25 protein-coding genes and 1 riboswitch are annotated in these 26,958 nt (G+C 72.5%); of the genes, 12 read left to right on the forward strand and 13 right to left on the reverse strand.

The features are described 5' to 3' along the window. The first annotated feature begins 81 nt into the window (after positions 1-81). Positions 82-1,434 (forward strand): class II 3-deoxy-7-phosphoheptulonate synthase, encoded by a 1,353-nt coding sequence (locus tag ABEA82_RS32400; protein ID WP_345665288.1) that lies wholly within the window; start codon positions 82-84, stop codon positions 1,432-1,434. Between the two features lie 148 nt (positions 1,435-1,582). Beyond that, positions 1,583-1,816 carry a (2Fe-2S)-binding protein gene (locus ABEA82_RS32405; protein WP_345665289.1) on the forward strand — a complete coding sequence of 78 codons (234 nt, stop codon included), beginning with the start codon at positions 1,583-1,585 and terminating at the stop codon, positions 1,814-1,816. 6 nt (positions 1,817-1,822) lie between these two features. On the opposite strand, the gene bfr is transcribed toward ABEA82_RS32405, so the two are convergent. Beyond that, a complete protein-coding gene (gene bfr / locus ABEA82_RS32410; protein WP_345665290.1) occupies positions 1,823-2,299 on the reverse strand; it encodes a bacterioferritin in 477 nt (158 codons plus the stop codon). 175 nt (positions 2,300-2,474) lie between these two features. Here bfr and ABEA82_RS32415 point away from each other — a divergent pair, with 175 nt between their 5' ends. Beyond that, complete coding sequence (locus ABEA82_RS32415) at positions 2,475-3,125, forward strand: sulfite oxidase-like oxidoreductase (protein WP_345665291.1); 651 nt, start codon at positions 2,475-2,477, stop codon at positions 3,123-3,125. A 5-nt stretch (positions 3,126-3,130) separates the two neighbouring features. On the opposite strand, the gene ABEA82_RS32420 is transcribed toward ABEA82_RS32415, so the two are convergent. The 5 genes from ABEA82_RS32420 to thiO all read right to left on the reverse strand — a co-directional run bounded on the left by ABEA82_RS32420 (position 3,131) and on the right by thiO (position 8,413). Further along, on the reverse strand, positions 3,131-4,009 hold the full coding sequence (locus ABEA82_RS32420; protein ID WP_345665292.1) for a deoxyribonuclease IV: 879 nt from the start codon (positions 4,007-4,009) through the stop codon (positions 3,131-3,133). Between the two features lie 59 nt (positions 4,010-4,068). Beyond that, the gene (pknB, locus tag ABEA82_RS32425; RefSeq protein ID WP_345665293.1) at positions 4,069-6,003 is read right to left on the reverse strand and encodes a Stk1 family PASTA domain-containing Ser/Thr kinase; all 1,935 of its coding nucleotides are present in this window, start codon (positions 6,001-6,003) and stop codon (positions 4,069-4,071) included. 243 nt (positions 6,004-6,246) lie between these two features. After that, positions 6,247-7,044 (reverse strand): thiazole synthase, encoded by a 798-nt coding sequence (locus ABEA82_RS32430; protein WP_345665294.1) that lies wholly within the window; start codon positions 7,042-7,044, stop codon positions 6,247-6,249. A gap of 2 nt (positions 7,045-7,046) precedes the next feature. After that, positions 7,047-7,247 carry a sulfur carrier protein ThiS gene (thiS, locus tag ABEA82_RS32435; RefSeq protein WP_003989646.1) on the reverse strand — a complete coding sequence of 67 codons (201 nt, stop codon included), beginning with the start codon at positions 7,245-7,247 and terminating at the stop codon, positions 7,047-7,049. After that, the gene (gene thiO / locus ABEA82_RS32440) at positions 7,244-8,413 is read right to left on the reverse strand and encodes a glycine oxidase ThiO (protein WP_345665295.1); all 1,170 of its coding nucleotides are present in this window, start codon (positions 8,411-8,413) and stop codon (positions 7,244-7,246) included. Before thiO ends, thiS begins: the two co-directional genes overlap by 4 nt. Continuing rightward, positions 8,411-8,522, reverse strand: a riboswitch (TPP riboswitch). Its footprint overlaps the gene before it by 3 nt. A 56-nt stretch (positions 8,523-8,578) precedes the next feature. Between thiO and ABEA82_RS32445 the strand changes: the two genes are divergently transcribed. The 6 genes from ABEA82_RS32445 to ABEA82_RS32470 all read left to right on the forward strand — a co-directional run bounded on the left by ABEA82_RS32445 (position 8,579) and on the right by ABEA82_RS32470 (position 14,007). Then, positions 8,579-8,929, forward strand: a complete 351-nt coding sequence (locus ABEA82_RS32445) for an avidin-fold protein (protein ID WP_345665296.1) — start codon at positions 8,579-8,581, stop codon at positions 8,927-8,929. 32 nt (positions 8,930-8,961) lie between these two features. Further along, a complete protein-coding gene (locus ABEA82_RS32450; protein ID WP_345665297.1) occupies positions 8,962-10,203 on the forward strand; it encodes an NAD(P)/FAD-dependent oxidoreductase in 1,242 nt (413 codons plus the stop codon). Positions 10,204-10,291: 88 nt separating this feature from the next. After that, a complete protein-coding gene (locus ABEA82_RS32455; RefSeq protein WP_345665298.1) occupies positions 10,292-10,657 on the forward strand; it encodes an Rv2175c family DNA-binding protein in 366 nt (121 codons plus the stop codon). A gap of 643 nt (positions 10,658-11,300) precedes the next feature. Then, a complete protein-coding gene (thiE, locus tag ABEA82_RS32460) occupies positions 11,301-11,975 on the forward strand; it encodes a thiamine phosphate synthase (RefSeq protein WP_345665511.1) in 675 nt (224 codons plus the stop codon). Between the two features lie 113 nt (positions 11,976-12,088). After that, positions 12,089-13,012, forward strand: a complete 924-nt coding sequence (gene metF / locus ABEA82_RS32465; RefSeq protein WP_345665299.1) for a methylenetetrahydrofolate reductase [NAD(P)H] — start codon at positions 12,089-12,091, stop codon at positions 13,010-13,012. Between the two features lie 56 nt (positions 13,013-13,068). Continuing rightward, positions 13,069-14,007 (forward strand): SCO2102 family sporulation regulator, encoded by a 939-nt coding sequence (locus tag ABEA82_RS32470; protein ID WP_345665300.1) that lies wholly within the window; start codon positions 13,069-13,071, stop codon positions 14,005-14,007. A 21-nt stretch (positions 14,008-14,028) separates the two neighbouring features. Here the strand turns inward: ABEA82_RS32470 and ABEA82_RS32475 are convergent, their stop codons facing one another. The 4 genes from ABEA82_RS32475 to ABEA82_RS32490 all read right to left on the reverse strand — a co-directional run bounded on the left by ABEA82_RS32475 (position 14,029) and on the right by ABEA82_RS32490 (position 19,578). Beyond that, positions 14,029-15,522 carry a phytoene desaturase family protein gene (locus ABEA82_RS32475; protein WP_345665301.1) on the reverse strand — a complete coding sequence of 498 codons (1,494 nt, stop codon included), beginning with the start codon at positions 15,520-15,522 and terminating at the stop codon, positions 14,029-14,031. A gap of 507 nt (positions 15,523-16,029) precedes the next feature. After that, the gene (locus tag ABEA82_RS32480; RefSeq protein ID WP_345665302.1) at positions 16,030-16,659 is read right to left on the reverse strand and encodes a TetR/AcrR family transcriptional regulator; all 630 of its coding nucleotides are present in this window, start codon (positions 16,657-16,659) and stop codon (positions 16,030-16,032) included. A 47-nt stretch (positions 16,660-16,706) separates the two neighbouring features. Beyond that, the gene (locus ABEA82_RS32485; RefSeq protein ID WP_345665303.1) at positions 16,707-18,791 is read right to left on the reverse strand and encodes a YhgE/Pip family protein; all 2,085 of its coding nucleotides are present in this window, start codon (positions 18,789-18,791) and stop codon (positions 16,707-16,709) included. Then, entirely contained in the window at positions 18,763-19,578 is an 816-nt protein-coding gene (locus ABEA82_RS32490; protein ID WP_345665512.1) for an ATP-binding cassette domain-containing protein, read from the reverse strand. Before ABEA82_RS32490 ends, ABEA82_RS32485 begins: the two co-directional genes overlap by 29 nt. A gap of 194 nt (positions 19,579-19,772) precedes the next feature. On the opposite strand from ABEA82_RS32490, the gene ABEA82_RS32495 reads away from it, so the two are divergent. The 3 genes from ABEA82_RS32495 (at position 19,773) to ABEA82_RS32505 (ending at position 21,988) form a co-directional block, all read left to right on the forward strand. Then, complete coding sequence (locus tag ABEA82_RS32495) at positions 19,773-20,336, forward strand: SAV_6107 family HEPN domain-containing protein (RefSeq protein ID WP_345665304.1); 564 nt, start codon at positions 19,773-19,775, stop codon at positions 20,334-20,336. A gap of 169 nt (positions 20,337-20,505) precedes the next feature. Then, a complete protein-coding gene (locus tag ABEA82_RS32500) occupies positions 20,506-21,312 on the forward strand; it encodes a methyltransferase (protein ID WP_345665305.1) in 807 nt (268 codons plus the stop codon). A gap of 277 nt (positions 21,313-21,589) precedes the next feature. Beyond that, positions 21,590-21,988 carry a DUF3040 domain-containing protein gene (locus ABEA82_RS32505; protein WP_345665306.1) on the forward strand — a complete coding sequence of 133 codons (399 nt, stop codon included), beginning with the start codon at positions 21,590-21,592 and terminating at the stop codon, positions 21,986-21,988. Positions 21,989-22,127: 139 nt separating this feature from the next. Here ABEA82_RS32505 and ABEA82_RS32510 read toward each other — a convergent pair whose 3' ends face one another. Genes ABEA82_RS32510 through ABEA82_RS32520 form a run of 3 tightly spaced genes read right to left on the reverse strand, consistent with a single transcriptional unit; the run spans position 22,128 to position 26,919 of the window. Continuing rightward, complete coding sequence (locus ABEA82_RS32510) at positions 22,128-24,524, reverse strand: transglutaminase TgpA family protein (RefSeq protein ID WP_345665307.1); 2,397 nt, start codon at positions 24,522-24,524, stop codon at positions 22,128-22,130. Continuing rightward, entirely contained in the window at positions 24,524-25,879 is a 1,356-nt protein-coding gene (locus ABEA82_RS32515; protein WP_345665308.1) for a DUF58 domain-containing protein, read from the reverse strand. The genes ABEA82_RS32510 and ABEA82_RS32515 overlap by 1 nt, the downstream gene beginning before the upstream one ends. Next, positions 25,879-26,919 carry an AAA family ATPase gene (locus ABEA82_RS32520; RefSeq protein ID WP_345665309.1) on the reverse strand — a complete coding sequence of 347 codons (1,041 nt, stop codon included), beginning with the start codon at positions 26,917-26,919 and terminating at the stop codon, positions 25,879-25,881. Before ABEA82_RS32520 ends, ABEA82_RS32515 begins: the two co-directional genes overlap by 1 nt. Positions 26,920-26,958: the final 39 nt, after the last annotated feature.

Genomic DNA, 26,958 nt, shown 5'->3' on the forward strand with positions numbered 1-26,958 from the left:
CCACGTCCGCAGGGCGTACGCGGTGTCTCAATTGCTGGGCATCGGTCGGGAGGCCCGATGCGACCCCGTAATGTTGAGGCCGTGACCGTGAACGCTAAGACCAGCTCGAGTGCTGGCAACACCTGGCGAAACCTGCCCGCGGCGCAGCAGCCCGAGTACCCCGACACCGAGGCTCTGCGCGCAGTCGTTGCGGACCTCGAGTCGTATCCGCCGCTCGTCTTCGCGGGCGAGTGCGACCAGCTGCGCGCCCGGCTGGCGGCCGTCGCCAAGGGAGAGGCGTTCCTCCTCCAGGGCGGCGACTGTGCCGAGGCCTTCGACGCGGTGTCCGCCGACCACATCCGCAACAAGCTCAAGACGCTGCTCCAGATGGGCGCCGTGCTGACGTACGCCGCGTCCGTGCCGGTCGTGAAGGTCGGCCGCATCGCCGGCCAGTACTCCAAGCCGCGCTCCAAGCCGACCGAGACCCGCGACGGCGTCACGCTGCCGACGTACCGGGGCGACTCCGTCAACGGCTTCGACTTCACCGAAGAGGCCCGCGTCCCGGACCCCGAGCGGCTGAAGCGGATGTACCACGCCTCCGCCTCCACGCTGAACCTGGTGCGCGCCTTCACCACCGGCGGCTACGCCGACCTGCGCCAGGTGCACGCCTGGAACCAGGACTTCGTGAAGTCCTCCCCGTCGGGGCAGCGCTACGAGCAGCTGGCGCGCGAGATCGACAACGCGCTGAACTTCATGCACGCCTGCGGGGCGGACCCGGAGGAGTTCAAGACGGTCGAGTTCTACGCCTCGCACGAGGCGCTGCTGCTCGACTACGAGTCCGCCCTGACCAGGGTCGACTCGCGCACCGGGCAGCTGTACGACGTCTCCGGGCACATGGTGTGGATCGGTGAGCGCACCCGGCAGCTGGACCACGCGCACATCGAGTTCGCCTCGAAGATCCGCAACCCGATCGGCATCAAGCTCGGCCCGACCACGACGGCCGAGGAGGCGCTGCAGTACATCGACCGCCTCGACCCGGAGCGCGAGCCGGGCCGGCTGACCTTCATCGTCCGGATGGGTGCCGACAAGATCCGCGACAAGCTCCCGGAGCTGGTCGAGAAGGTCACCGCCTCCGGTGCCACCGTCGCCTGGATCACCGACCCGATGCACGGCAACACCTACGAGGCGGCCTCCGGGCACAAGACCCGCCGCTTCGACGACGTGCTCGACGAGGTCAAGGGCTTCTTCGAGGTCCACAAGGTGCTGGGCACGCACCCGGGCGGTATCCACGTGGAGCTGACCGGTGACGACGTCACCGAGTGCGTGGGCGGCGGCGACGAGATCTTCGTCGACGACCTGCACCAGCGCTACGAGACGGCCTGCGACCCGCGGCTCAACCGCAGCCAGTCGCTGGACCTGGCGTTCCTCGTGGCCGAGATGTACCGGGACCAGTAAGGCCCGCCCGACACCGGGGCATCGACTGGGGCGCGGATCACATACGATCCGCGCCCCTCTCGGCTTTTCCGCTTCCCACCCGGCGGGTAAGGTTAGGTTAGCCTCACCGATCAACGGGGACGGCGCCAAGGAACGAACCCGTCGGGAGGTGAACCGCGTGTACATCTGCAGTTGCTTCGGGATCACCGAGCAGCAGGTCAAGCAGCACGCGGACAGCGGCGCCTGCACCCCTCGTCAGATAGCCTCCGCCTGCAAGGCGGGCACCGACTGCGGGTCGTGCGTACGCCGGATCCAGGCACTCCTCGGCAGGGGCTCGTGCCCGCGCCGTGAGCTGGCCGACCGGGGCGAGCCGGTGCTCGCGGACCTGGAAGACGCCGCCTAGAGCCGCCTAGCTCGGCTGCTCGATCTGCTGCGCGATGTACAGCGCCTCACCCAGCTTCTCGATCAGCTCCAGCTGTGTGTCCAGGTAGTCGATGTGGTGCTCCTCGTCCTCGAGGATCGACTCGAAGAGGTTCGCGGACGTGATGTCCCCCTTGGTGCGCATCACCTCGATACCGCGCTTGAGGCGGTCGATCGCCTCGACCTCGATCTGCCGGTCGGCCTGGAACATCTCGGTGACCGTCTGGCCGACCCGTACGTGGAAGAGCCGCTGGTAGTTGGGCAGGCCGTCCAGCATGAGGATGCGCTCGGTGATCTTGTCCGCGTGCTTCATCTCGTCGATGGACTCTTCACGCGTGTACTTGGCGAGCTTGGTCCAGCCTTTGTTGTCCTGGATCCGGTAGTGCAGCCAGTACTGGTTGATCGCCGTCAGCTCGCCGGTCAACTGCTCGTTCAGGAATTCGAGGACCTCGGGGTCGCCCTGCATCGCAGAGGCTCCTTCCACGCGGGGGAACTGGCAGGTTGCGCCGCATGATTCCACCGGCGGAGAAGATCGTCCAGTAAGTCTTCACTTAGTAAGTAAGGGCATGCTTAGTTCTAGTTGTCCCGATTTGGGGTCGCCCCTGTCCGGGGCATCACCCGGGGTCTGTCAGGATGGAGTCATGGGTCAGCCGGTGGGACGCGAATCGGGAGAAGGGCACGATTCAGCAGGAGCGACGCAGCCCGGGCTGCCGCCGGGACAGCGACTGCAACGCGGCTGGCCGGTCACGCACTACGGACCCGTCCCCAAGTTCCGGCCCGAGCGCTGGGAGTTCCGGGTCTTCGGCGCCACCGCCGGCGGCGGCAAGCACTGCTGGACCCACGAGGAGTTCACGGCCCTGCCGTACACCACCGTCGTGGCCGATCTGCACTGCGTCACGAAGTTCAGCATGCTGGGCGTCGAATGGGGCGGCATCCCGGCCCGCACGATCCTCGACCTCGCCCCGCCCGCGGACGACGTCACCCATGTGATGGTGTGGGCCGAGTACGGATTCAGCTCCAACCTCCGGCTGTCCGACTTCGCCTCCGAACAGGTCCTGTTCGCCACCCACAAGGACGGCGAGCTGCTCACCGCCGAGCACGGCTTCCCGCTGCGCCTGATCGTGCCCCACCTCTACGCCTGGAAAGGCCCCAAGTGGGTGCGCGGCGTGGAGTACATGACCGCCGACCGGCGCGGTTTCTGGGAGGAACGCGGCTACCACAACATCGGCGACCCGTGGCAGGAGCAGCGCTACTCGTACCAGGAGGAGGCCGGGGACGGCCCCGGCCTCTGAGGCCGTCAGCAGTCGCGCAGCTTCTTCAGCCGCTCCACGTCCGCCGCGTGCCCCTCCTTGCCGCCCGGCGTCTCGATGACCAGCGGCACGCCCTCGGTCGCCGGATGCGTCATCAGCGCCCGGAACGGGTCCTCGCCGATGTGGCCCACGCCGATGTTCTCGTGCCGGTCCTTGTGCGCGCCCACCACGTCCTTGGAATCGTTGGCGTGGATCAGCTTCAGCCGGCCCTCGCCGACCGTGTCCACCAGCAGATCCAGCGTCTGGTGCATACCGGCGGGGCCGGTCAGGTCGTGCCCGGCGGCGAAGACGTGGCAGGTGTCCAGGCACACGCCGAGCATCGGGTGGGAGTCCAGCGCCTCGAAGTACGGGCCGAAGTCCCACGTCCGTGAGCACAGGGAGGCGCCCTGGCCGGCGGTCGACTCCAGCAGCAGGAAAGGGTCGTCGTCGTGGGTCAGCTCGTCGAGCAGCGGCAGCAGGTGCTCCCGCACCTGCTTCAGCGCCACGGACCGCTCCCGGCCACCGGTCGCGCTGCCGGTGTGCACGACCACGCCCAGCGCCCCGATCTCCCGGCCCCGCCGCAGCGAGTGCCGCAGCGACTCCACCGACCGCTCCACGGTCGCCTCGGTGTGCGAGCCGAAGTTGATCAGGTAGGGCGCGTGCACGTACGCCGGGATCGACTCGGCCTCGCACGCCGCCCGGAACGCCTCGTCCTGCTTGGGGTTCCCGGCCGGGGTGGCCCAGCCGCGTGGGTTGGCGACGAAGACCTGGACCGTCTCGGCCTTCAGGTCACGGGCGTAGGACAGGCCGACGGAGTGGAGCCCACCGGCCACGGGAACGTGGCCGCCCACCGGGTTGCGGGAGGGGCCGGACAGCTGATTGTTCACCCGTTCAGGGTGTCATGCGTCCGGCCCTGTCCCGGCCACGGGCTCCCTGCCCGCCGCCGTCACCTGATCTCGATGGTGATCGTCGAGCCCTTGGGAGCGGTCTGGCCGCCCTCGACGGACTGGCTCTTGACCTCGTCGCCGAACAGGCCGAGCAGACCGCGGTCCTCCTCGACCTGGAACCCGGCGCCCTCCAGCGTCCGCGTGGCGTCCTCGACGCTGTCCCCGACCACGTCCGGGACCTCGATCATCTCGGGGCCCTTGGACACCGTCAGCGTCACGGTGTCGCCCTCGGCCGCCCGGCCGCCGGGGTTCGGGCTCTGCTGGGCGATCTGCCCCTTGTCGAACTCGGAGGAATTGACCCGCTCCGCGGCGACCTTCACCTTCAGGCCGGCCTCCTCCAGCTCGGAACGCGCGTCGGCCAGGTCCGCACCGGTGACATCGGGGATGTCGATCGGGCTGCCCTTGCTGACGACGAGCGCTACGGCCGTGCCCGCGCGCACCTTCGTGCCGTCGGCCGGCCGCGCGGAGATCACCGAGCCCTTCGGCACGTCCTCACTGAACTCCCGGGTGACCATGCCCGGCTCGAGACCGTCGTCCTTCAGCAGGGACCGCGCCTCGTCCAGCTTCTGGCCCGCCAGGGCGGGCACCCGCACGTTCCGGGGGCCGTCGGAGATGGTGAGGGACACCGAGTCGTTGCCCCGGATGCGGGTCCCGGCCTTCGGGTCGCTGCTGATGACGGTGCCGCGGTCGACGGTGTCGCTGTAGGCGTGCTCCACCTTGCCGAGGTCAAGCCCGGCGTCCCGCAGCCGGTCCTCGGCCTGGGCCTGCGTCTTCGCCAGCAGCGGGGGCACCTCGGTGAACTGGCCCGAGTTGATGTACCAGACACCGGCACCGACGCCCAGCACGAGCAGGACGGCGACGACGATCGCCATCGGGCCGCGCCGGGGCCCGGAGCGCCGCCGGGGCGGCGGGGGCGGCGGGGACTCGAAACGGCTGGTGCGGTCGGTCGCGGCCTGCGAGCCCTCCTCGTCCTCGTTGACGGGCAGCGGACGCAGCGTGGTGAGCGCGCGCGGGATCACGCTCGTACGGTCGTCGGCGTTGTCGTGGTCCGCCGTGAGCGCCTGCGGCGGCACGACGTCCAGCTGCTCCGCGGTCAGCCGGCCGCGCCCGTCACGGACCTGCGCCAGCAGCGCCACCGCGTCGTGCGGCCGGATCTCCGGGGCGCGGGCGGTCGCCGAGGCCACCATCTCGTCCAGCTCGTACGCCAGACCGGGCACGGCGGCCGAGGGCGGCGGGACATCCTCGTGCAGGTGCTTGTAGAGGATCACGGCGGGCGAGTCCCCGTCGTGCGGCTTGTCGCCGGTCAGCATCTCGTACAGCATCACGCCGCACGCGTACACGTCGACGCGGGGGTCCGCGGTGCCGTTCTCTATCTGCTCCGGCGCGAGGTACGAGACCGTGCCGAGGACGGTGCCGGTGGTGTTCGTCACGGTGTCGACGGCCCGCACCAGGCCGAAGTCGGCGACCTTGACCCGGCCGTCGTCCCCTATCAGCACGTTCTCGGGCTTCATGTCGCGGTGCACGAACCCGGCGCGGTGCGCGGCGCCCAGCGCGGCCAGCACCGGCTCCAGGATGTCCAGGGCCGCACGCGGCTGCAGGGCCCCGCGCTCGCGCAGCACGTCCCGCAGGGTGCAGCCCGCGACGTACTCCATCGCGAGGTAGACGTACGAGCCGTCGTTGCCCTGGTCGAAGACCTGCACCACGTTCGGGTGGGCCAGCCGGGCCACGGACTTCGCCTCGCGGATGAACCGCTCGACGAACGAGGCGTCGACCGCCAGCGAGGGGTGCATCACCTTGAGCGCGAGGACCCGGTCGAGCCGGGTGTCCACGGCCCGGTAGACCGTGGCCATCCCGCCGACCGCGATCCGCGCGTCGATGCGATACCGGCCGTCGAGCACCTGCCCGACCAAGGGGTCCTGAAGGGTCGTGTCCACGCAGGCGAGTGTACGAGCCACAACTGACACCCACTCGCCGCGCCCACTTTCGGGTCACGACTGAAGCGGACCTGTGACTCAGCCTGCGGGCAGTCGTGCCGACCCAGCTGCGGGCAGTCGTGCCGCTGGGGCGATGGGGGTCCCCCCTGCTCGAGCGAAGCCGAGAGCTTGGGGGAGGGTGGGCGCAGCGGCACCTCGCTCCGCCGGGTTGCGGACCCACCCGGCCCCAGCGACATCGCACAGTTACTGAAAAGCAGGCCGCTCCGGATCAAGCGCAGCCATGCCCTGAGAGGGCGAAGACGCCTCCGCGAAGTGCCGCCGCGGAATCCGCCCCGCCCGATACGCCAACCGCCCCGCCTCCACCGCATGCCGCATGGCGTCAGCCATCAGCACCGGCTCCTGCGCCCGCGTCACAGCTGAGGCGAGCATCACACCCGCACACCCCAACTCCATCGCCAACGCCGCATCCGAGGCCGTACCGGCCCCCGCGTCCAGAACCACCGGCACCCCCGCCCCCTCCACGATCAGCTGGAAGTTGTGCGGATTGCGAATCCCCAGCCCGGACCCGATCGGCGACCCCAGCGGCATGATCGCCGCACACCCGACGTCCTCCAGCTTCCGCGCCAGCACCGGATCGTCGTTGGTGTACGGCAGCACCGTGAACCCGTCGTCGACCAGCGTCTCGGCCGCGTCCAGCAGCTCGATCGGATCCGGCAGCAGCGTCCGCTCGTCGGCGATGACCTCCAGCTTGATCAGGTCCGTGCCGAGGGCCTCGCGCGCGAGACGGGCCGTGAGGACGGCCTCACCGGCCGTGAAGCAGCCCGCGGTGTTGGGCAGTACCTGGATGCCGAGCCGCTCCAGGACGGACAGCACCGAGCCGTGCACGGAAGGGTTCACCCGGCGCATCGCGACGGTCGTCAGCTCCGTCCCGGAGGCGACCAGCGACCGCTCCAGCACGTCGAGGCTGGGCGCGCCGCCCGTACCCATGATCAGGCGGGACGTGAAGGACGTACCACCGAGGACAAACGGATCGTCGGCCATGGTCAGCCTCCTTGGACGGCGGTGAGGACTTCCACGCGGTCTCCCTCGGCCAGGGGAGTGGACGGCCACTGCGCGCGCGGGACGACGGTCTCGTTGAGGGCGGCGGCCACACCGGAGGGTGACGTGGTGAGCGAGCTCACGACGGTGGCGAGAGCCGTGCCGGGCCGGACGTCCCGGGGCTCTCCGTTGACGGAGATGTTCATGCGGGCTGCTCCGTGAGTGCGGTGACGGTGCTGAAGCGCTTCGGGGTGAAGGGGCGGGCCTCCTCGGGCAGTTCACCCGTCGTCAGGGCGTGCGCCAGGGCGTCGCCGGTGACCGGCGTGAGCAGGACGCCGTTGCGGTAGTGCCCGGTGGCCAGCAGCAGTCCCTCGAGACCGGTGGGGCCGAGCAGCGGCGCGTTGTCGGGGGAGCCGGGCCGCAGCCCGGCCCGGGTCTCGGTGAGCGGCAGCTCGGTGATGCCGGGGACCAGCTCGTGCGCGTCCCGCAGCAGCTCGTACACGCCGCCCGCGGTCACGGTGGTGTCCCAGCCGGTTTCCTCACTGGTGGCCCCGACGACCAGCTCGCCGCTCGCGCGCGGCACCAGGTAGACGTGGCTGCCGCGGACGACCGCGCGCACCGTCCGGCTCAGGAACGGCCCGTGCCGCTCGGGCATGGTCAGCCGTACGACCTGCCCCTTCACCGGCCGCACCGGCGGCAGCACGTCCTCCGGGACGCCCGCCAGCCGGCCGCTCAGGCTGCCCCCGGCCAGCACGACCTGACCGGCTCCCAGCTCGGTGCCGTCGGTCGTGACGACGCCCGTGGCCCGGTCCCCCGCGACGGTGAGCCGCTCGGCCAGGGCCCGGTGGAAGACCACCCCCGACCGTTCGCACGCGGTGACCAGCGCCCCGGCCAGTCGTCGCGGGTCGATCTGGTGGTCGCCGTCGACCCGCAGCCCGCCGCGCACGCCCGGCGCGAGCATCGGCTCCAGGCGACGGCACTCCCGCCCCGACAGCCACTGCGAGTCCAGTCCCGACTGCTGTTGCAGGGCGTGCAGTTCGCGCAGGTGCGCCCGGTCGTCGGCGTCCAGGGCGACGGCGAGCGTGCCGCACCGGCGGTAGCCGAGGTCGTGGCCGGTCAGCTCGGTGAGCTCGGCCGCGAAGTCCGGGTAGCGCCGGGCGGAGGCGAGGTTCAGGCCGAGCAGGGTCTGCTCGCCGTAGTGCAGTTCCGTGACGGCGGCCAGCATCCCGGCGGCGACCTGGGCGGCCCCGCCGCCCGGCTCGGGGTCCACCACGGCCGTGGTGAGGCCCCGCCCCGCGGCCCGCCAGGCCGTGACCAGCCCGATGATCCCGCCCCCGATGACGAGGACGTCTGACGTTCGCGTACGCGACATGGGCGTCCACCCCCTCCCTTCGCCGGCATGACCCGGATCAGGTTCGTACGGTCGGAGGCCGCCAGCCTCCCTCTCAGCCCGGTGCGTCCGGGCTCCCGCGAGTGCCTTACGTTGGCCACCAACCCTAGCCCGATGCCGTATGCCGCAGTAAGGGAGCCTCCGCCCATGGCCCGATCCCTCGACGGACTCGTCCTCGCCCCGGTGGCCGACCAGGCCCCCGGTCAGGTGGGGACCCGCACCCGGTTCACGTACCACGAACGGGAGGGTGAGATCTGGGCCGAGTACGCGGGCGGCGACGTCGTACGCGGCCGTCTCGTGGGTACCAGGGAGGGAGACAGGCTGGACTTCCGCTACGTACAGCTCAAGGAGGACGGGACCACGTCCTCCGGGCACTGTGTCTCGACGGTCGTGGACCTGCCCGACGGGCGGGTGCGGCTGGAGGAGACCTGGGAGTGGGAGTCCCAGCAGGGCAGCGGGACGAGCGTTGTGGAGCAGGTCACTGCGCTTGAGCACTGACTGACAGAACGTCAGTTGTCTATGGTGATCAGGTGAGCGAGCAGACGCAGGAAGCAGGGTCCGCGCAGCCGTGGCGGGTGGTCGTGGCGGGCGCGGGCATGGCCGGTGTGCAGACCGCGGTCGCCCTGCGGGAGCAGGGCTTCACCGGCAGCGTCCTGCTGGTCGGCGCCGAGCCCCACCAGCCGTACGACCGCCCGCCGTTGTCCAAGGCCGTCCTGCTCGGCAAGTCCGAGGGCTCCGCGTTCGACGTCGACTTCGAGGCCCTCGGCATCGAGCTGCGGCTCGGCTGCGAGGTGACCGGCCTGCGCCCGGGCGACCGGGAGCTGGACACCGAGGCCGGGCCCGTGCCGTACGACATCCTGGTCGTCGCGACCGGCGCCGAACCGATCCGGCTGCCCGGGGCGGAGGGCGTGCCGGGCGTGCATCTGCTGCGCACCCTGGACGACGCCGAGCGGCTGCGGCCGGTGCTGGCCCGCCAGCACGACATCGTCGTCGTCGGCGCGGGCTGGATCGGCGCGGAGTTCGCCACGGCCGCGCGCGAGGCCGGCTGCGCCGTGACCGTCGTGGAGGCCGCCGAGCGGCCGCTCGCCGGGGCGCTGCCCGCCGAGGTCGCCGCTCCCATGGCCGCCTGGTACGCCGACGCGGGTGCCGTCCTGAGGACGCACGCGCGCGTGGAGCGCGTCGAGCCCGGCGCCGTGCTCCTCGACGACGGCACGCGGCTGCCCGCGGGCGCCGTCGTGGTCGGCATCGGCGCCCGTCCGGCCACGGCCTGGCTGTCCGGCTCCGGGATCGAGCTGGGCGCGCACGCCGAGATCGTGGCGGACGAGCAGCTGCGCACGACCGTGCCGGACGTGTACGCGGTCGGCGACTGCGCCTCCTTCCCCTCGGGGCGGTACAGCGAGCGCCTGCTGGTGCACCACTGGGACAACGCCCTGCAGGGGCCGCGCACCGTGGCCCTGAACATCGTCGGCCGGGCCTCGGGGGAGCCGCCTGCGGTGTACGACCCGGTGCCCTACTTCTGGTCCGAGCAGTTCGGGCGGTTCGTGCAGTACGCCGGGCACCACGCGGCCGCCGACACGACCCTGTGGCGGGGCGACCCGGCCGGACCGGCCTGGACGGTCTGCTGGCTGCGCGGTGACCGGCTGGTCGCGCTCCTGGCGGTGGGCCGGCCCCGGGACCTGGCCCAGGGGCGCCGCCTGATCGAGTCGGGCACGCCGATGAATCCGACGCTGCTGGCGGACCCCGCGAGGCCGCTCAAAGCGGCGACGGCATAGCGCCGGGGAGGCCTGCCGGGCGCCGTGGGCCGCCCGGCCGGACCGGTCCGACTTCCTCCTGTCAGTGGTGGATGGCAGGCTTGTTTCCGTGACCGAGATTGACGCAAAGATCGATGCTCTCGTCCCTGCCTGGCTCACCCTCCCCGACATCGCCGAACAGTTCGGCGTCGAGGTGACGCGTGTACGGCAGCTGGTCAAGGAGGGCCAGCTCATCGCCGTACGCCGCGGTGAGAACCGCGCGCTGCACGTTCCCGCCGCCTTCATCGACGGGGACAAGGTCGTCAAGGGCCTGTCCGGCACCCTGACGCTCCTGCGGGACGACGGCTTCACGGTCGAAGAGATGCTGGAGTGGCTCTTCACCCCCGACCCCAGCCTGCCCGGCACACCGGCGCAGGCGCTGAACGAGAACCGCGGCACGGAGGTGAAGCGCCGCGCGCAGGCGCTCGCGGTCTGACCGACCCCGACCGGAACAACCGTCCGGCCCTGCCGTGCGCGCGGGGCCGGGCCCGAACAACCGCCCGGCGTGGCCGGGGCCCGTATGGGCCACGGCCCGGGGCAGTCGCGCGCCTTTTCGGGGCGACCCCGGCGGGCCGCCCCTCCCGGCTGGGCACGCGGCAGCCGCCCGGCCCGGGCCGGTGAGAGGCCTGGAGCCCGCAGGGGGCTTGCGGTGGGCCCGACCGGCGGCCACGGCCTGCGGCCGGCCGCACCTCGCCACCTGCGGGAGCGTGCGCCTTGCCGCATCCCCACCACCTGCGGGAGCGTGCGCCTTGCCGCATCTCCACCACCGGCGGGAAGCGTGCGCCTTGCCGCACCTCGCCACCACCGGCCGGGAGGGTGCGCTTTGTCGCGTCCTCGCCACCTGCGGGAGGGTGCGCTTTGCCGCACGCCCGCCACCGGCGCGAAGCGTGCGCCTTGCCGCATCTCCACCACCGGCGAGAAGCTTGCGCCTTGCCGCCCGCCCAGCACCGGCGGGAAGCTTGCCGCCTGCCGCGAGCGCACCCCGCACTCCAAGCGGCACAGCGCGCTCCGTGCCCGGCAACGACAACGGCCCGGGTCGCACCCCGCGCCCGTACGCCACCGACGAACCAGGGGGACACATGCCCGGCTCCGCCGCAACCGCCGCACCCACGACCACCGCCCGCGCCCGGCTCGCCGACGCCCGGGTCTACCTCTGCACCGACGCCCGCAGGCGGCAGGGTGATCTCGGGGAGTTCCTGGACGCCGTGCTGGCGGGCGGTGTGGACATCGTGCAGCTGCGGGACAAGGGCATGGAGGCGGCCGAGGAGCTGGAGCACCTGGCGGTCCTCGCCGACGCCTGTGCCCGGCACGGCAAGCTGCTCGCGGTCAACGACCGCGCGGACGTCGCCCACGCCGCCGGCTCCGACGTCCTGCACCTCGGCCAGGGCGACCTCCCCGTCCGGGCGGCCCGCGCGATCCTCGGTGACGACGTCCTGATCGGCCGCTCCACCCACGCCGAGTCCGAGGCCGCCGCGGCAGCCGCACAGGACGGCGTGGACTACTTCTGCACGGGCCCGTGCTGGCCCACCCCCACCAAGCCCGGCCGCCACGCCCCCGGCCTGGACCTCGTCCGGTACACCGCCGCCCTCGGCACCGACCGCCCCTGGTTCGCCATCGGCGGCATCGACCTCGCCAACCTCGACCAGGTCCTGGAAGCGGGAGCCCGGCGCGTCGTCGTCGTACGGGCGATCACCGAGGCCGACGACCCGGGTGCGGCGGCGGCGGAGTTCGCGAAGCGGCTGCGGGAGGGGTAGCAGTGCGCCTGTTTGTCCAAGGATGTGTCCAAGGAGTGGACAAGACAGCGACAATTCGGGCAAATGTCCGGGGCCCGGTTGGGGGACCGACCGCCCCTGGCTAACCTGCCGGTATGGCCCTCGGCACCGCATCCATCAGGTCGGACCACGCACGCACCGTCCGCGACATGCTCGCGACCGGCAAGGCGACGTACTCGTTCGAGTTCTACGCACCGAAGACCCCGAAGGGTGAGCGGAACCTGTGGAACGCGCTGCGCAGGGTCGAGGCGGTGGCGCCCGACTTCGTCTCCGTGACCTACGGCGCGGGCGGCTCCACCCGCGCGGGCACGGTCAAGGCGACCGAGGCGATCGCCTCGGACACCACCCTCACCCCCATCGCGCACCTCACGGCGGTCGACCACTCGGTGGCCGACCTGCGCAACATCATCGGCCAGTACGCCGACGCCGGGATCCGCAACATGCTCGCCCTGCGCGGTGACCCGCCCGGCGACCCGATGGGCGAGTGGGTGCCGCACCCCCGGGGTCTCGCCTACGCCGCCGAGCTCGTCGAGCTGATCAAGGCGTCCGGCGACTTCTGCGTGGGCGTGGCCGCCTTCCCGGCGATGCACCCCCGTTCCGCCGACTGGGACACCGACGTCCGCCACTTCGTCGACAAGTGCCGGGCGGGCGCGGACTACGCCATCACCCAGATGTTCTTCCACCCGGAGGACTACCTCCGCCTGCGCGACCGCGTCTCGGCCGCCGGCTGCGACACCCCGATCATCCCCGAGGTCATGCCGATCGCCAGCGTGAAGACGCTGGAGCGGATCGGGTCCCTCACCAACGCCGCGTTCCCGGACGCCCTTAAAGAGCGGATCCTCACAGCAAAAGACGATCCGGCCGCTGTACGCTCCATTGGTATCGAATACGCCACGGAGTTCTGTGCGCGGCTGCTCGCCGAGGGAGTGCCGGGTCTGCACTTCATCACGCTCAACAACTCCACGGCGACGCTTGAAATCTACGAGAACCTGGGCCTGCACCACTCACCGCAGGCCTAGACCGTTCGCACCGGTATACGACACACTGCGTAGCGGCCACTGGGAGAGGGGCGTACATGGGCTGGACGGTCCTCTACATCGCGTTCGGCATCGTCGCGCTGTGGCTGCTGGGCGAGGTGCTGCTGCAGTACAAGGCGCGGCTGCGCTGGCGGCTGCTGGCCTTCGCGGGCTTCCTCGGCGTCGTCGTCGGTGTCCTGATCCCGTCGGTCCCCGTGATCGGAGTGGGCGCGGCCGCCTTCGCGGTCGGGCAGACCTACGTCACCCTGTCGTTCCGCAGCGGCTTCTCGGCCGGCTGGGCGGTGAACGCGCCGGCGCTGGGCGGCGGCAAGGGCCGCCGCGGTGAGCGCGGCCGCCAGGAGCCGACCCTCGAGATCTCCGGCCTGGAGCCGGCCGACAGCGGCTACGGCGACGAGGGCGCCGCCTACCGCCGCGACACCGCCGCCTACGGCCAGGTTGACGACTACGACCGCGACGACGTCTTCACCCCCGCGCGCCCGGGCCGGCCGGCGGACGCCGAGACCACCGCCGTCTACGAGCCGCAGCCCATGCCCGAGGACACCGGCTCCTACGGCGTCTACGGCGACACCGGATACCAGTCGGGCCCGTCCCACGACCAGTACGCCGCCACGGCCCAGGGCACCGACCAGTCCTACGCCTACGACTACTCGGGCTACGGCCAGCAGCAGGGCTACGACGCGGGCGGCCAGCAGCAGTACGCCGCCTACTCCGACCCGTACATCGGCACCGGGACCTACGGCTCGGGTTCGTACGACACCGGCTACGGCGACCAGCAGTACTACGGCCAGCAGGCCTACGGGCAGGAGCAGTACGCCGGCACCTACGGCGGCGAGAACACGCCCGGCGGCGTGTGGGTGCCGCAGCAGCGCAACACCGACGAGTACGGCCAGGAACTACCGCCGGAGCAGCCGTACCCGTACCAGGGCAACGGGCAGCAGGCGCACGGGAACGGCTTCGACGAGCAGTACCGTTTCTGAAGCCGGCGGTTCCCCCGCCGGCTACTGAGAACCCCGGAAGTCCGGCCCCTCCACGATCAGCCCCGCGACCAGCGCGCCCGACATGCCCGCGTGCGGCAGACCACCGCCGGGATGCGCCCAGCCGCCCACCCTGAACAGGCCCGGTACGCGTGTGCTGTTGGACGGATGCAACAGCCGTCCGTCGCCCGCCGCCAGGGCCGGCACCGGTACCGCCCCGCCCTCCGCGCCCGTCGCGTCCGCGATGTCGGCCGGGGTGCGGACCTCCTGCCAGAGGAGGCGGTCGCGCAGTCCGGGTACGACACGTTCGGCGACCGTGATCATGTTCTCCGCGAGGTCGTCCGAGGGCTCGCCGGGCCGCGCGGGCACCACCGTCGTGAGGGTGACCGCCTCGTGGCCCGGGCCCGGGACCAGGGCCGGGTCGTCGGGCCGCAGGACCGTGACCGTGGGGCGCGGGGGCCGCGCCGCCGGGCCGAACAGGGCCTCCAACTCGGCCTCGCGGTCCGCCGCGTGCACCACCGTGCGGTGCGCCGCGCCCTCGGGGCGGTCGCCGCGCAGGGCCAGCAGCACCATGAGCCGGCTGGCCGTCGCGGGCCGCGGCGGTACCTCGCCGTCCCCCCGCAGCACCGTCCCCGCGGTGAGCCGGTCCAGCACGCCGGGGGCGACACCGGCGACCACGAAGTCCGCCTCCGCCACCGTCCCGTCGGCGAGTTCCACGCCCGAAGCCCTGCCGTCCTTCTCCAGCACCCCGGTCACCTCGGCGCCGAATCGGAACTCGACCCGCCGGGCCACGCACCGCTCGTACACCGCGCGGGCCAGCTCGCGCAGGCCGCCGCGCACGTACCAGGTGCCGAAGGCGTGCTCCATGTAGGGCAGTACGGCCGCGCTCGCCGGGGTGGTCCGCGGGTCGAGTCCCAGCTCGACGGCGTGAATCTCCAGGAGGGCGGCGAGCCGGGGATCCCGCAGTTCCCAGGCGCCGACCTCGGCGAGCGTGCTCGCCCGGCGGGTGCGCAGCAGCCGCTTGTGGGGCACCGCCGGGTACGGTTCGCGCTCGGCCAGCACCTGCCAGTTCGGCCACAGCGGCTCCTCCAGCAGCGGCCGGCGGGTCCGGTCCCAGGCCTCGCGGGCCCGGACCAGGAAGTCGCCCCACCGCGCGCCGGCCCCGGAGCCGAGCGCCTCGTCCAGGGCCGCGACGACGCCGGCGCGCGAGGCGTTCGGCAGGGACACCTCGGTGCCGTCCGCGAACACGTGCCGGGACGACGGGTCGACCTGGACCAGGTCGACGCACGTCTCCAGCGGCTCCTTGCCGGTCTTGACGAACAGGTCGCGGTGGACGGCGGGCAGCGGCAGCAGGCCGGGGCCGGTGTCGAAGGCGAACCCGTCGCGCTCGAAGCGGCGCAGCGCTCCGCCGTACGTGTCCGTCCGCTCGTACACCACCACCCGGTGGCCCGCGACGGCCAGCCGGGCGGCCGCCGCCAGCGCGCCCATCCCGGCGCCGATCACCGCAATCCGTGCCATGCCAGGGACTTTATCGGCCCCCACTGACAGTCCCCCCTGACGGCCCCCACCGGCAATCCCCCCCCGGCCGACGACCCCACCGGCAGCCCTCGCCCACGGCCTCCGAGTACGCGCGCGGAGGTGCTGGTGACCAGCGGGCGACGGAGCGCTCTGGGGCCGGGTGCGCACCCCTGAGTATCCGTACCTAGCCGGGGAGTTGAGTACCCGCGCGGATGGGGGACGACCTGCGAGGACGAGAGAGTGGAGGCACGGAGAGGGGCACGGCTCCGGCACCGGCGACACGGGGCGCCGGAACGGGGCCGGGCCCGCGATCCGCTCCTTCCGCCGACGACGTCGGCGGGAGCGAGGCACGGGGGAGTACCGGGGACGACCGAACGGGGGTCCTGCGGGGGGACGTACGGGGGAGCAGGAGAAAACGGGGGAGCAGGGAAGGCGCCGGTTCGAGGTGGCCCGCGGGGGACGCGGCCACACCGGACCGGCGCTTTCACATGTGCGCCGCGGGTTCGGTCAGCGGCAGCCGCTGACCCGTCCCTGGAGCAGCCGGGACAGGGCCGCGTGGACGTCGTCCAGGGAGCGTTCCGCCTGGAAGGACTTCCAGTCGAGCGCGGCCACCAGGACCATGCCGACCAGCGCGGACGCCGTGAGCGGGACATCGATCTCGTCGCTGAACTCGCCGGCCGCCACGCCCTCGCGCAGTACGTCCTCCACGACCGCGACGGCCTGCTGCCGGACCACCATCAGCGTGGACTGCCAGGTGCGGTTGGTGCGCCAGAGCTCGGCCACGTACAGCTGGGTGAAGGCCGGGTAGCGGTCGATGAAGACCAGTCCCGCGCGGATCATCGCGTCCAGGGCGTCGACCTTGCTGCCGCCCTCCCGGGCGGTCCGTTCCGCCGCTTCCCGCAGGGAGGCGGTGAGGAGGCCCACTCCGTGTCGCAGCAGTTCCTCGAAGAGGACGGACTTGCTGGCGAAGTTGTAGTAGACCGTGCCCTTCGCGACCCCGGCGCGCTCGGCGATCTCGTCCACGGTCGTGGCGGAGAACCCCTGCTCGGCGATGAGCGTGACGGCCGCCTCGTAGAGCTTCTGCCGGGTGGCCTCGCGGCGCGTGCTGCCGCCCGACGCGGCACTGCTGCTTTCCATGGCCCTGATTGTCACAGGAACCTTTCCGGGAGAAGTGACGGAAGGGCTCACAGGCTCAGCTCCGGGTGCAGCCGGTCCAGCGTCCACACCTGCCGGCGGCGGGCCGCCACGGCGGTCAGCGCCAGGGCACCCGCGGTGAACGCCGTCAGCACCACGCACGCCTGCCACACCGGTCCCAGACCGCCGCCCGTGATGAGCCGCCTGAGGGCATCGACGACGTAGCTCATCGGCAGGAAGGGGTGGAGCGCGTTGAAGAAGCCGGGGCTGGTCTGCACGGGGTACGTGCCGCCCGCCGAGGTCAGCTGGAGCATCAGCAGGGCGAGGACGAGGATCCGGCCCGCCGCCCCGAAGCGCGCGTTCAGCCACTGCACGATCGCCGCGAAGCAGGCCGTCACCAGGAACAGGAAGCCCACCGTCCCGGCCGCCCGCGCCATCTCCAGACCGACCGCCCAGTGCAGCACCGACATCAGGGCCACCGTCTGGAGCACCCCGATCGCCACCACCGGCAGCCAGCCCGCCAGCGCGATCCGCCACGATGAGGCGCCCGCGGCGAGCGCACGCCGATTCATCGGTGTGATCAGCATGTACGCCACCATCGCGCCCACCCACAGGGAGAGCGGGATGAAGTACGGCGCGAACCCGGTGCCGTAGTTGGGTGCGTTGTGCAGGTCCTGGGAGGCCAGCCGTACGGGGTCGGCCATGACCTCGGTGCGCCGGTCACGGTCCTGCTTGTCGTAGTCGGGGATCTTCTCCGCCCCGTCGTGCAGCCCGCCGGCCAGCTTGCCCGAGCCGCCGACCAGCTTGTAGATGCCGCCGTTGAGGTCGTCCGCTCCGGTCTTCAGTTTGCCGATGCCCTCGTCCAGGTCGACAGCGCCGGTCTTGGCCTTGCCGAGCCCCGTGTGCAGCGTCTTCGCACCCGCCGCGACCTTCGCCGCGCCGTCGTTCAGCTTGTTGATCTTCGTGACGGCGTCGTCGAGGTCCTCGGAGAGGTGCGGCGCGCGGTCGGCGAGGGCCTGGGACTGCTTCTGCAGGGTGGCGAGGTTCTTGTCGAGCTTGTCCAGGTCGCCGTCCTGGTCCGCGATCAGGGTGTTGAGGTCGTCCGCGACGAGAGTGACATCGGCGGCCGCTTCCTTGGCCTTCTTCAGGTCGGCGCAGGCGGGGTCGGGCAGCACGGGGTCGTCGCAGCGCCTGGCGTAGACGTCGTTCAGCGTGCCGGACGCCGCGTGGGCGCCCTTGGCGGCGGTCGGGGCCGTCCTCACCAGGGTGTCCAGGTGCTTGCGGATCACCCCGGAGGAGTCGGCGACCAGCTGGGCCGTGTCGCCGATGGTCTTCTCGTTGCCCTTGAGGAAGGGACCCACCTTCCCGGCCGTGCCGTTGACCCGGTCGGCGAGCTCCTGCGTGCCGTCCGCGACTCCCCGGGTGCCGTCCGCCACGGCGCCCGCGCCCTTGGTGAGCTTCTTCAGGGCGGTGGACAGCTCGCCGCTGCCGTCCTCGGCGTCCTTCAGGCCGTCGGCCAGGTCCTTGGAGCCCTTCTCGGCCTTCCCGATGCCGCCGTTGAGCTTGTCGGCCCCCTCAGCCGCCTGCACGGTCTTGCCGTGGATGTCGGAGAACGACACGAAGATCTTGTCCAGGAAGGACCGCGAGGTCTTGGTGGACGCGGCCTGCCGCACCTCGCCGAACACCGTCCGGGAGATCTGCCCGACGATGTAGTTGTTCGCGTCGTTGGTGCGCACCTGGAGGGCGCCGGTCTCCGGGGAGCTCCCGGAGCTGGAGGCGATCCGCTCGCTGAAGTCGGCGGGCATGGTGAGCGACAGGTAGTAGGTGCCGTCCTCGACGCCCCTGCGGGCCTCGGCGGCGCTCACCTCCCGCCAGTCGAAGGTCTTGCTGTCCCGCAGCCCCTTCGTGATGTCGTCGCCCGCCGTGATCTTCTTCCCGCCGGCGGTCGCCCCCTTGTCGTCGTTGACGAGCGCCACGGGGATACGGTCCAGACGGCCGTACGGGTCCCAGAACGACCAGAGGTACAGCGCGCCGTACAGCAGCGGCAGCACCAGCAGTGCGACCAGCGCGGCACGCGGCAGCTTCCCCCGGCCGAAGCGGCGGAGCTCAAGAGCGGCCAGTTTCGGTGAGCGCATCAGCCTTCTCCTCTCCCTGGTCGGCATCGGTGTTCGCGGTGTGCTCGGCGTTCTCGGCGTTCTCGGTGTCCTCGGCGGCCGGGTCGGACTCGTCGGCCCGGCCCTCCTGTGTGGACACCCTGAGGGCGCCTTCGGGGGCCTCGGCGCACACCGCCACGACGGTGGTGCCGGCCTCGGCGAGGGACCTGAGCAGGGCCCAGACCTCCTCCCGCTCGCCGTCCGAGAGCTTGAGGTCGGTGTCGTCGACCCCGAGCAGCAGGGGCCGCCCGACCAGGGCGAGAGCGACCGACAGCCGCAGCGCCTCCAGTCGCTCCAGATCGCGTACGGCGGTACGCCGCCCCTTGGGCAGCGTCTCCAGGTCGAGTCCGGCGGCGGCCAGGGCCTCGTCGATGCGCAGCCGGGCCTCGGCCGCCCGCTCGCTCCGGGGGCGCAGCAGCCCTCGCAGTGAGACACCGAACCGCCGCTGGAGCAGGGCCCGTTCCTTCAGGTGCTCGCCGACGGTCAGGGCCGGGTCCAGCTCGGTGACGCCGGGCACGTGCGCCAGGCCGCTGACGCGGCGCACCGCCGACATCTGTTTGGGCAGCCGGGCCTCGCCCACGGCCGCCACGCCCTCCGTGAGCTTCATCCGCCCCGTCAGCGCGAGCAACAGGCATGTACGGCCGGTCCCGGACGGACCCTCGATCGCGACGAGCGATCCGCGTTCGGCGTCGAAGGACACCCCGCGGAACACCCATCCGCGTGGCCCCTTGATCCCCAGGCCCTCGGCGGCGACCCGGACCCCTCCCACTCGTTCCCCCACGAGTCTCCCTCGATCGTGAAACAGAATTTGAACTGACTGGTCAGTGCAAAAACTACTCCGAACCTACGATCGAGGCAAAACAGCAGGTCAGAACGGATTGTCAGTGCCATACCTCACGATGGGTCACATACGGCACCTCCGTGTGCAGGACGTGCCGTCACGCAGACGACAGGAGGTTCGTCATGGCCAGCCACCACGCAGCAGCCGCCCGCCGGCGCCGCGCCACCGGCCCTGCCCCCTCACTGACCGGCCCGGCGAGCGACGTACACCCCGTGCTGCGCCGGGCCACGGCCCCGCCCGCGGCCCTCGACCTGCTCGCCCAGGCCCGCGCGGGCCTCGACGAGGCCACCGCCCTCGAAACGGCGAACGAGCGCTACGCGACGGCTCACCTCGCCGCCCTGCGCACCGCGGCGGCCGTGCTCGCCGCCCGGGGTCGGCCGGAGACCTCGTCCCGGGCCCGGGCCAAGATCAGGAGCGCTTGGGAAGTGCTCCCCGAGATAGCGCCCGAACTGACCGAGTGGAGCGCGCTGTTCGCCTCCGGGGCCCGGCGCCGCGCCCGGGCCGAGGCGGGCATCCAGGGCGCGGCCACCAACCGGGACGCCGACGACCTGATACGCGACGTGGCGATGTTCCTGCGCATCGTCGAACGCATGCTGGTCCTCCAGCCGGTCCTCCCGCAGCCGCGCCAGGACCGGGACCGGCCAAAGAGCCCGGGGGCGGGGAGGGACATGCCGGACGCGGGCTGACGAGGGCCGGGCGGAGCGCTGACCCACGGGCCGGCCATGCCGGCCGCCCTGCCGGAGGCAATAGGGTGGGGGACGCCTGAAGTCTTCCCTCCCCGTCGCCGGGGCCGGGGAAGGCGCCCCGTTCGCTCCGCCGCGCAAGAGGCGGTGCCGCGCCGAGGAGTCAACTGACGTGTCGGACCCGATGCGCCCCCGCGCCTCACTCCGTACCGCCGTGGTCTGGGAGGTCCTCCAGGATGCCCTGGACCGCCGGGTCAAGGCCACGGGCCGGGAGTCGCTGGACGTCCTCGACACGGGAGGCGGCAGCGGCAACTTCGCGGTGCCCGTGGCCCGCCTCGGCCACCGGGTCACCGTCGTCGACCCCAGCCCCAACGCGCTGTTCGCCTTGGAGCGCCGCGCCGCCGAGGCCGGCGTCGCCGACCGCGTGAAGGGCGTGCAGGGCGACGCCCACGGCCTCTTCGACGTGGCTGAGCGCGGTGCCTACGACGTGGTGCTGTGCCACGGCGTGCTGGAGTACGTGGACGACCCGGCCGAGGGCGTGCGCAACGTGGTGGCCGCCCTGCGCTCGGAGGGGGTCCTCAGCCTGCTCGCCGCCGGTCTCGGCGGCGCCGTGCTCTCCCGCGCCCTCGCCGGTCATTTCAAGGAGGCCAAGCAGGCGCTCGACGACCCGAACGGACGATGGGGCGCGGGTGACCCCGTCCCGCGCCGCTTCACCGCCGACCAGCTCACCGGCCTGGTCGAGGCCGCGGGCCTGCGGGTCGGTGCCGTGCACGGCGTGCGGGTCTTCGCCGACCTCGTGCCCGGCGTCCTCGTGGACACCGAGCCCGGGGCCGTGGAAGCGCTGCTGAAGCTGGAGGAGGCCGCGGCGGGGCTTCCCGCCTTCCGCTCGGTGGCCACGCAGCTTCATGTGCTCGGCGAGACCGGTGGGGCTGCTGAGACCAGCGGGGCCGGCGAGACCAACGGGGCTGCCGAGGCCTGAGCCCCTTCCTGAGGTACCGCCACTGATCAGCGCGTTGGCTGTGCATGGAGTACGCCACAGGCCCCCCGAACGGGGGCTTGGCGCCGTATGATCGAGGGAGACCGTTCCGGCATGACGGGTCGGCCGCCGGGGAATGGAAGCCTCAGCGAGCCGGGGCGTCATGGCGGGTTCCGGTTGGCCAGTTGGCGCAGAGGGGCGGGTTTCACGGGGGCGATTCCCTGCCTATCCTGAAGGGACCCCCGGGTCGCCCCGGCGACTGCACGATGAGGAGGACTCCGTGCCGCTCTCGGAGCACGAGCAGCGCATGCTCGAGCAGATGGAGCGAGCGCTGTACGCCGAAGATCCCAAGTTCGCGACGGCGCTCGAGGGAAGCGGGCTGCGTACGTACACCCGGCGACGGGTCTACCAGGCGGTCGCGGGCTTCCTCGTAGGTATTGCGCTCCTCATGGCCGGTATGGTCGCCAAGCAGGTCTGGCTCAGCGTCGTGGGCTTCCTCGTCATGCTGGGCTGCGCGGTGCTCGCCGTGACCGGCTGGCGCAAGGCCCCCAAGCCGGGGGAACAGGCGGCCGGGGCCGGAGGACAGCAGGCCCGCCGTCAGGGCCGGCAGCGGCGCTCCATGATGGACCGCATCGAGCAGCGCTGGCAGAAGCGCCGCGACGAGCAGGGCGGCCATTAGCCCCGTCAGCCCCGGAGCGCAGCTCTCCAGGACTACGTGAAGACGCGAGTCAGGGGGGTGACCACCAAGCCGGTGGTCACCCCCCTGATGTATGCCCGTGCGCCTCGCCCCGGGGCCTCCCCGCGCCCCCAGTGCGCCCTCAGCCCTGCTGTCCCGACGCCTTCCGCCACGTCAGCGGCCTCGCCGCCAGGACCCGCGCCCGCACGCCCGACCACCAGGCCGACACCGCCCACACCACACGCACCGTGGAGCGGGGAACGAGCACCGCACGAAGCCGCGCCCCGCGGCCGACCGCCGCGCTCAGACCCGCTGCCGCACGGCGCACATCCTCCGTGAGGCCCGCCATCGGGCGGGGGTGCGGGGCGTACAGGACCTGCTCCACCGCGTTCGCCACCCGGTGCACCGAGGCCGCGGCCGTCCCGTCGAGCTCGCCCAGCAGAACGATCCGGGCAGCCGCCTTGCGCGGGGTCATCGACTCGTCCGGCGGGATGCCGAAGTCCCACGCGGTGTCCGTCAGCTCCTGCCAGAGGGCCAGCGTGCGCGGCGCCGCGTCCGCTTCGCCGCGGCCGTGCGCCCCCAGCCGTACCGCGCGGGTCCGGGTGCGCCACAGCATCGGGGCCAGCGGGAGCGCCAGCACGGCGAGGCCGGCGAGGGCCCAGCCCAGCAGCGCGTACCACCTCGGGCCGTCGTCGTCGGTGGGCAGCGCCGCCTGCGGGGACTCGCTGCCGCAGCCGCCGTCCAGCTTCTTCTGCTCCGGTGTGCAGCTCTCACTCGCCGAGGGCGCCGTGGAGGGCGCGGCGGACGACGTCTCGGTCGGACGCGCCGCGTCCGGCACCGAGCTGCCGGAGTCCTCCGGCAGGGTGTAGGGCGGCATCGACCCGCGGTTCGGGGTCGGCTCGAAACGGGTCCAGCCCACGCCCTCGAAGTACAGCTCGGGCCAGGCGTGCGCGTCGCGCAGCCCCACCGACACCGAGCCGTCCGCCTGCGGGGAGCCCGGCGCGAAACCCACCGCCACCCGGGCCGGTATGCCCAGGGAGCGGGCCATCGCGGCCATCGCGAAGGAGAAGTGCACGCAGAAGCCCTGCTTGTCCTTCAGGAAGCGGGCGATCCCCTCCGAGCCGCTGCCGACCTGCACCTGGGTGTCGTACTCGAAGCCGCCGGTCACGGCGAACCAGTCCTGGAGCTTGACCGCCTGGTCGTACGGGTTGCCGGCGCCCGCGGTGACCTGACGGGCCGTGCGGCCCACCACCGCCGGCAGCGAGTCGGGCAGCTTGGTGAAATCGCGCTCGATGGACGCGGGCGGGGGCCCCGCCGAGGCCAGCTGCTCGGCCGTCGGCTGCACGTCCAGGCTCTTGACCTGGTAGGTCAGGCCGCGGGTGTTCTGGCCGTGGTCGCCGACCAGGGTCATGCCCAGCGGTTCGTAGCGCCAGTTGCCCTTGATGTCCACACCGCTCGGCGGGTACGGCATGGGCAGCCAGTCCTGGGCGTACCAGTCGGCCGCAGTGATGGTGCTGTCGACCTCCGCGCGCTTGACGTCGGGGCCGAGGCCGACCGGGGTCGGGAACGTGCCGTCGGGGACGGCGGTGATGGACCGCCGGGACGGCTTCCAGGTGGTGCCGTCGAAGTCGTCCAGGGACACGATCCGCAGATACAGGTCCGAGACGTCGGCCATCTTCGTCTTCACGGAGAGGACCTGCCGGTCCTCGTCCACGTTCAGACTGTCGCGCAGCGACACCAGCGGGTTCACGGCCGAGATGGTGCCGCCGCTGCCCGGGCCGCCGCCCGCGCCCGTGCCCACCGAGTCCAGCAGGCCGCCGTTCATCGCGGGCAGGCCGAGCGGCACCACCAGGGCGATGCCCAGCGCGACCACGCCGATGCGCCGGCCGGTGCGGACCGGGGCGAGAGCGCTGCTCGGCTCCCCGCCGGCCGTGCGCGGAGCACCGCCGAAGACCCGGCCCCACTGGGAGAGCCGGTCCCGCCCCTCGGCCAGGAGCAGCATCAGATAGCCGGCCGCCGCCACCAGGAACCACAGCCAGTCCGCGTCCCCGTCGGAGAGCCCCGCGGCCACCGAGTACAGCGCGAGCAGCGGCAGCCCGGCCGGGGCGGCGCTGCGGAAGGTCACCGCGAGGGTGTCCACCAGCAGCCCGATGATCAGGACGCCGCCGACGAGCATCAGCCGGATGCCGTCGGACTCCAGCGGCGCCGGTATCGCGTACCGGGCGATGTCGTCCCCGCCCTGGCGGAGCAGGATCGCGAAGCGGTCGAGGGCCTCGGGCCCGGGCACCAGCCCCACGAGGGCCTGCTCACGGGCGAACACGAAGGTCAGCAGCAGTACCGTGACCACGGCCTGTGCCGCCACCGTCAGCGGACGCGCCAGCGGCACCCGGCGGGCCGCCGCGCCCACGCCCGCCTGCACGGCCAGCAGGAAGGCCGCCTGCACGATCCACGTGGCCGGCCTGACGAGGGGCAGCAGGGCGCACGCGGCCATCAGCGTGGCCGCCCACGCGCCCAGCGTCAGTCGAACCCGCCCGCTCATCACGGTCCCTCCCCGCTCACGGCCACGCCCCTGCGCTCCCGGTCCGCGTGCCGCCACAGCTCGTCCAGGGAAGCCCCCCGCGGCACGCCCACGGCCGTCCAGCCCGCCTCGCGCAGCATGCGCAGCCGCTCCTCGCTCCCGTCCAACGGACCGGGCACGTCGCTCGGTTCCCGCACCCAGGCGTCGCTGTCCAGCACGAAGGCCACCGCGCCGGAGCTGCGCTGCCGCATCCGGGCCGCCACGGCCGCCTGCTCCTCGTCCAGGTCGCCGAGGAACGCCACCAGGAGTCCCTCGCTCCCGCCGCGCAGCACGTCGTAGGCCCGGGACAGACCCGCGCCGTCGGAGTGGTCGATCACCGCGAGGGTGTCCATCATCAGCCCGGCCGTGTCCGCCGATCCCTGGCTCGCGCCCGCGAAACCGTCACCGCCCTCGCCGGGCACCGCGGTGCCGGTGTCCGTCAACAGCCGCACCGAGAAGCCCCGTTCGAGCATGTGGACCAGCACGGACGCGGCGCCCGACACCGCCCATTCGAAGGCCGAGTCCGGGCCGGCGCCCGCGAAGGCGATGCCCCGGGTGTCGAGCAGTACCGTGCACCGGGCGCGTTGCGGCTGTTCCTCGCGGCGCACCATCAACTCGCCGTAGCGGGCGGTGGAGCGCCAGTGCACGCGCCGCAGGTCGTCGCCGTAGCGGTAGCCGCGCGGGATCACGTCGTCCTCGCCGGCCAGCGCCAGCGACCGCTGCCGCCCGTCGCCGTATCCCTTCGCCTCGCCGCTGAGCCGCACCGGCGCCAGCGGCTCCACGCGCGGGATCACCGTCAGGTTGTCGTACGTCGAGAAGGACCGGGTCAGCTCGCACATGCCGAACGGGTCGGTCAGGCGCAGCTGGAGCGGGCCCAGCGGATAGCGGCCCCGCAGGTCGGAACGGACCCGGTAGGACACCTCGCGCCGGCCGCCCGCCTCCACCCGGTCGAGCACGAAGCGGGGCCGCGGTCCCAGCACGTACGGCACCCGGTCCTGGAGCATCAGCAGGCCCGTGGGCAGGCGCGAGACGTTGTCCATCCGCAGATGGACCCGGGCCTCGCTGCCGGCGGGCACGCGCGCGGGGGAGAGGCGGCGGCTGCCCGCGACCCGGTAGCGCGTGCGGTACAGCACCGTCGCGCACACCAGCGGCAGCACCGCCAGCAGCAGGCCGACGCGCAGCAGGTCGCTCTGCCCGAGCACGTACGAACAGACGGCGGCCGCCACTCCGGCGGCCAGGAAGGAGCGTCCGCGGGTGGTCAGACCGGCGAGGGCGGTGCGGATGCCGCCCTTCTCGCCCCGGTCGGCCTCCGCGTGTCCCGTCCCCGCGGCCGTCATCACAGCGTCCGCGGCGGCTGCTGGGGATACGCGGGCACACCCCGGCCCAGGCCGCCCAAGCCGCTCTGCTGCTGGGGCGCCGCGGGCACCGGGGTGCGCTGCAGGATCTCCTCGACGACCTGCTCGGAGGTGCGGCGGCCCAGCTGGGCCTGCGCGGTGGGCAGCAGCCGGTGGGCCAGGACGGCGACGGCGAGCGCCTGCACGTCGTCCGGCAGGGCGTACTCCCGGCCGCTCAGGGCCGCCGACGCCTTCGCCGCGCGCAGCAGATGCAGCGTCGCGCGCGGGGAGGCGCCCAGTCTCAGGTCGGGGTGCGTGCGGGTGGCGCCGACCAGGTCCACCGCGTAGCGCCGGACCGGCTCGGCGACGTGGACGCCGCGCACCGCCTCGATCAGCTTGAGGATCTCGTCCGCGTGCGCCACGGGCTGGAGGTCCTCCAGCGGGGAGACCCCGCCGTGCACGTCCAGCATCTGCAGTTCGGCCTCCGCGCTGGGGTAGCCGACCGAGACCCGGGCCATGAAGCGGTCGCGCTGGGCCTCCGGCAGCGGGTAGGTGCCCTCCATCTCGACCGGGTTCTGCGTCGCCACCACCATGAAGGGGCTGGGCAGCTCGTAGGTCTTGCCGTCGATGGTGACCTGGCGCTCCTCCATCGACTCCAGGAGCGCGGACTGCGTCTTGGGCGAGGCGCGGTTGATCTCGTCGCCGATCACGACCTGCGCGAAGATCGCGCCGGGCTTGAACTCGAAGTCGCGGCGCTGCTGGTCCCAGATGGACACACCGGTGATGTCCGAGGGCAGCAGGTCGGGCGTGAACTGGATGCGCCGGACCGAGCAGTCGATGGACCGCGCCAGCGCCTTGGCCAGCATCGTCTTGCCGACTCCCGGGACATCCTCGATCAGCAGATGTCCCTCGGCGAGCAGTACGGTCAGCGAGAGCCGTACGACCTCGGGCTTGCCCTCGATCACGCCTTCCACCGACTCCCGCACGCGCTCCACCACGGCGGTCAGATCAGTGAGGCTCGCTCGATCGTCATAGGTCGTCACCCGGCCCTCCTCGGCCTTTCCCCAGCTCCCAGGGAGCAC

This window comes from Streptomyces venetus, assembly GCF_039540295.1.
GTDB classification, from domain to species: Bacteria; Actinomycetota; Actinomycetes; order Streptomycetales; family Streptomycetaceae; genus Streptomyces; species Streptomyces venetus.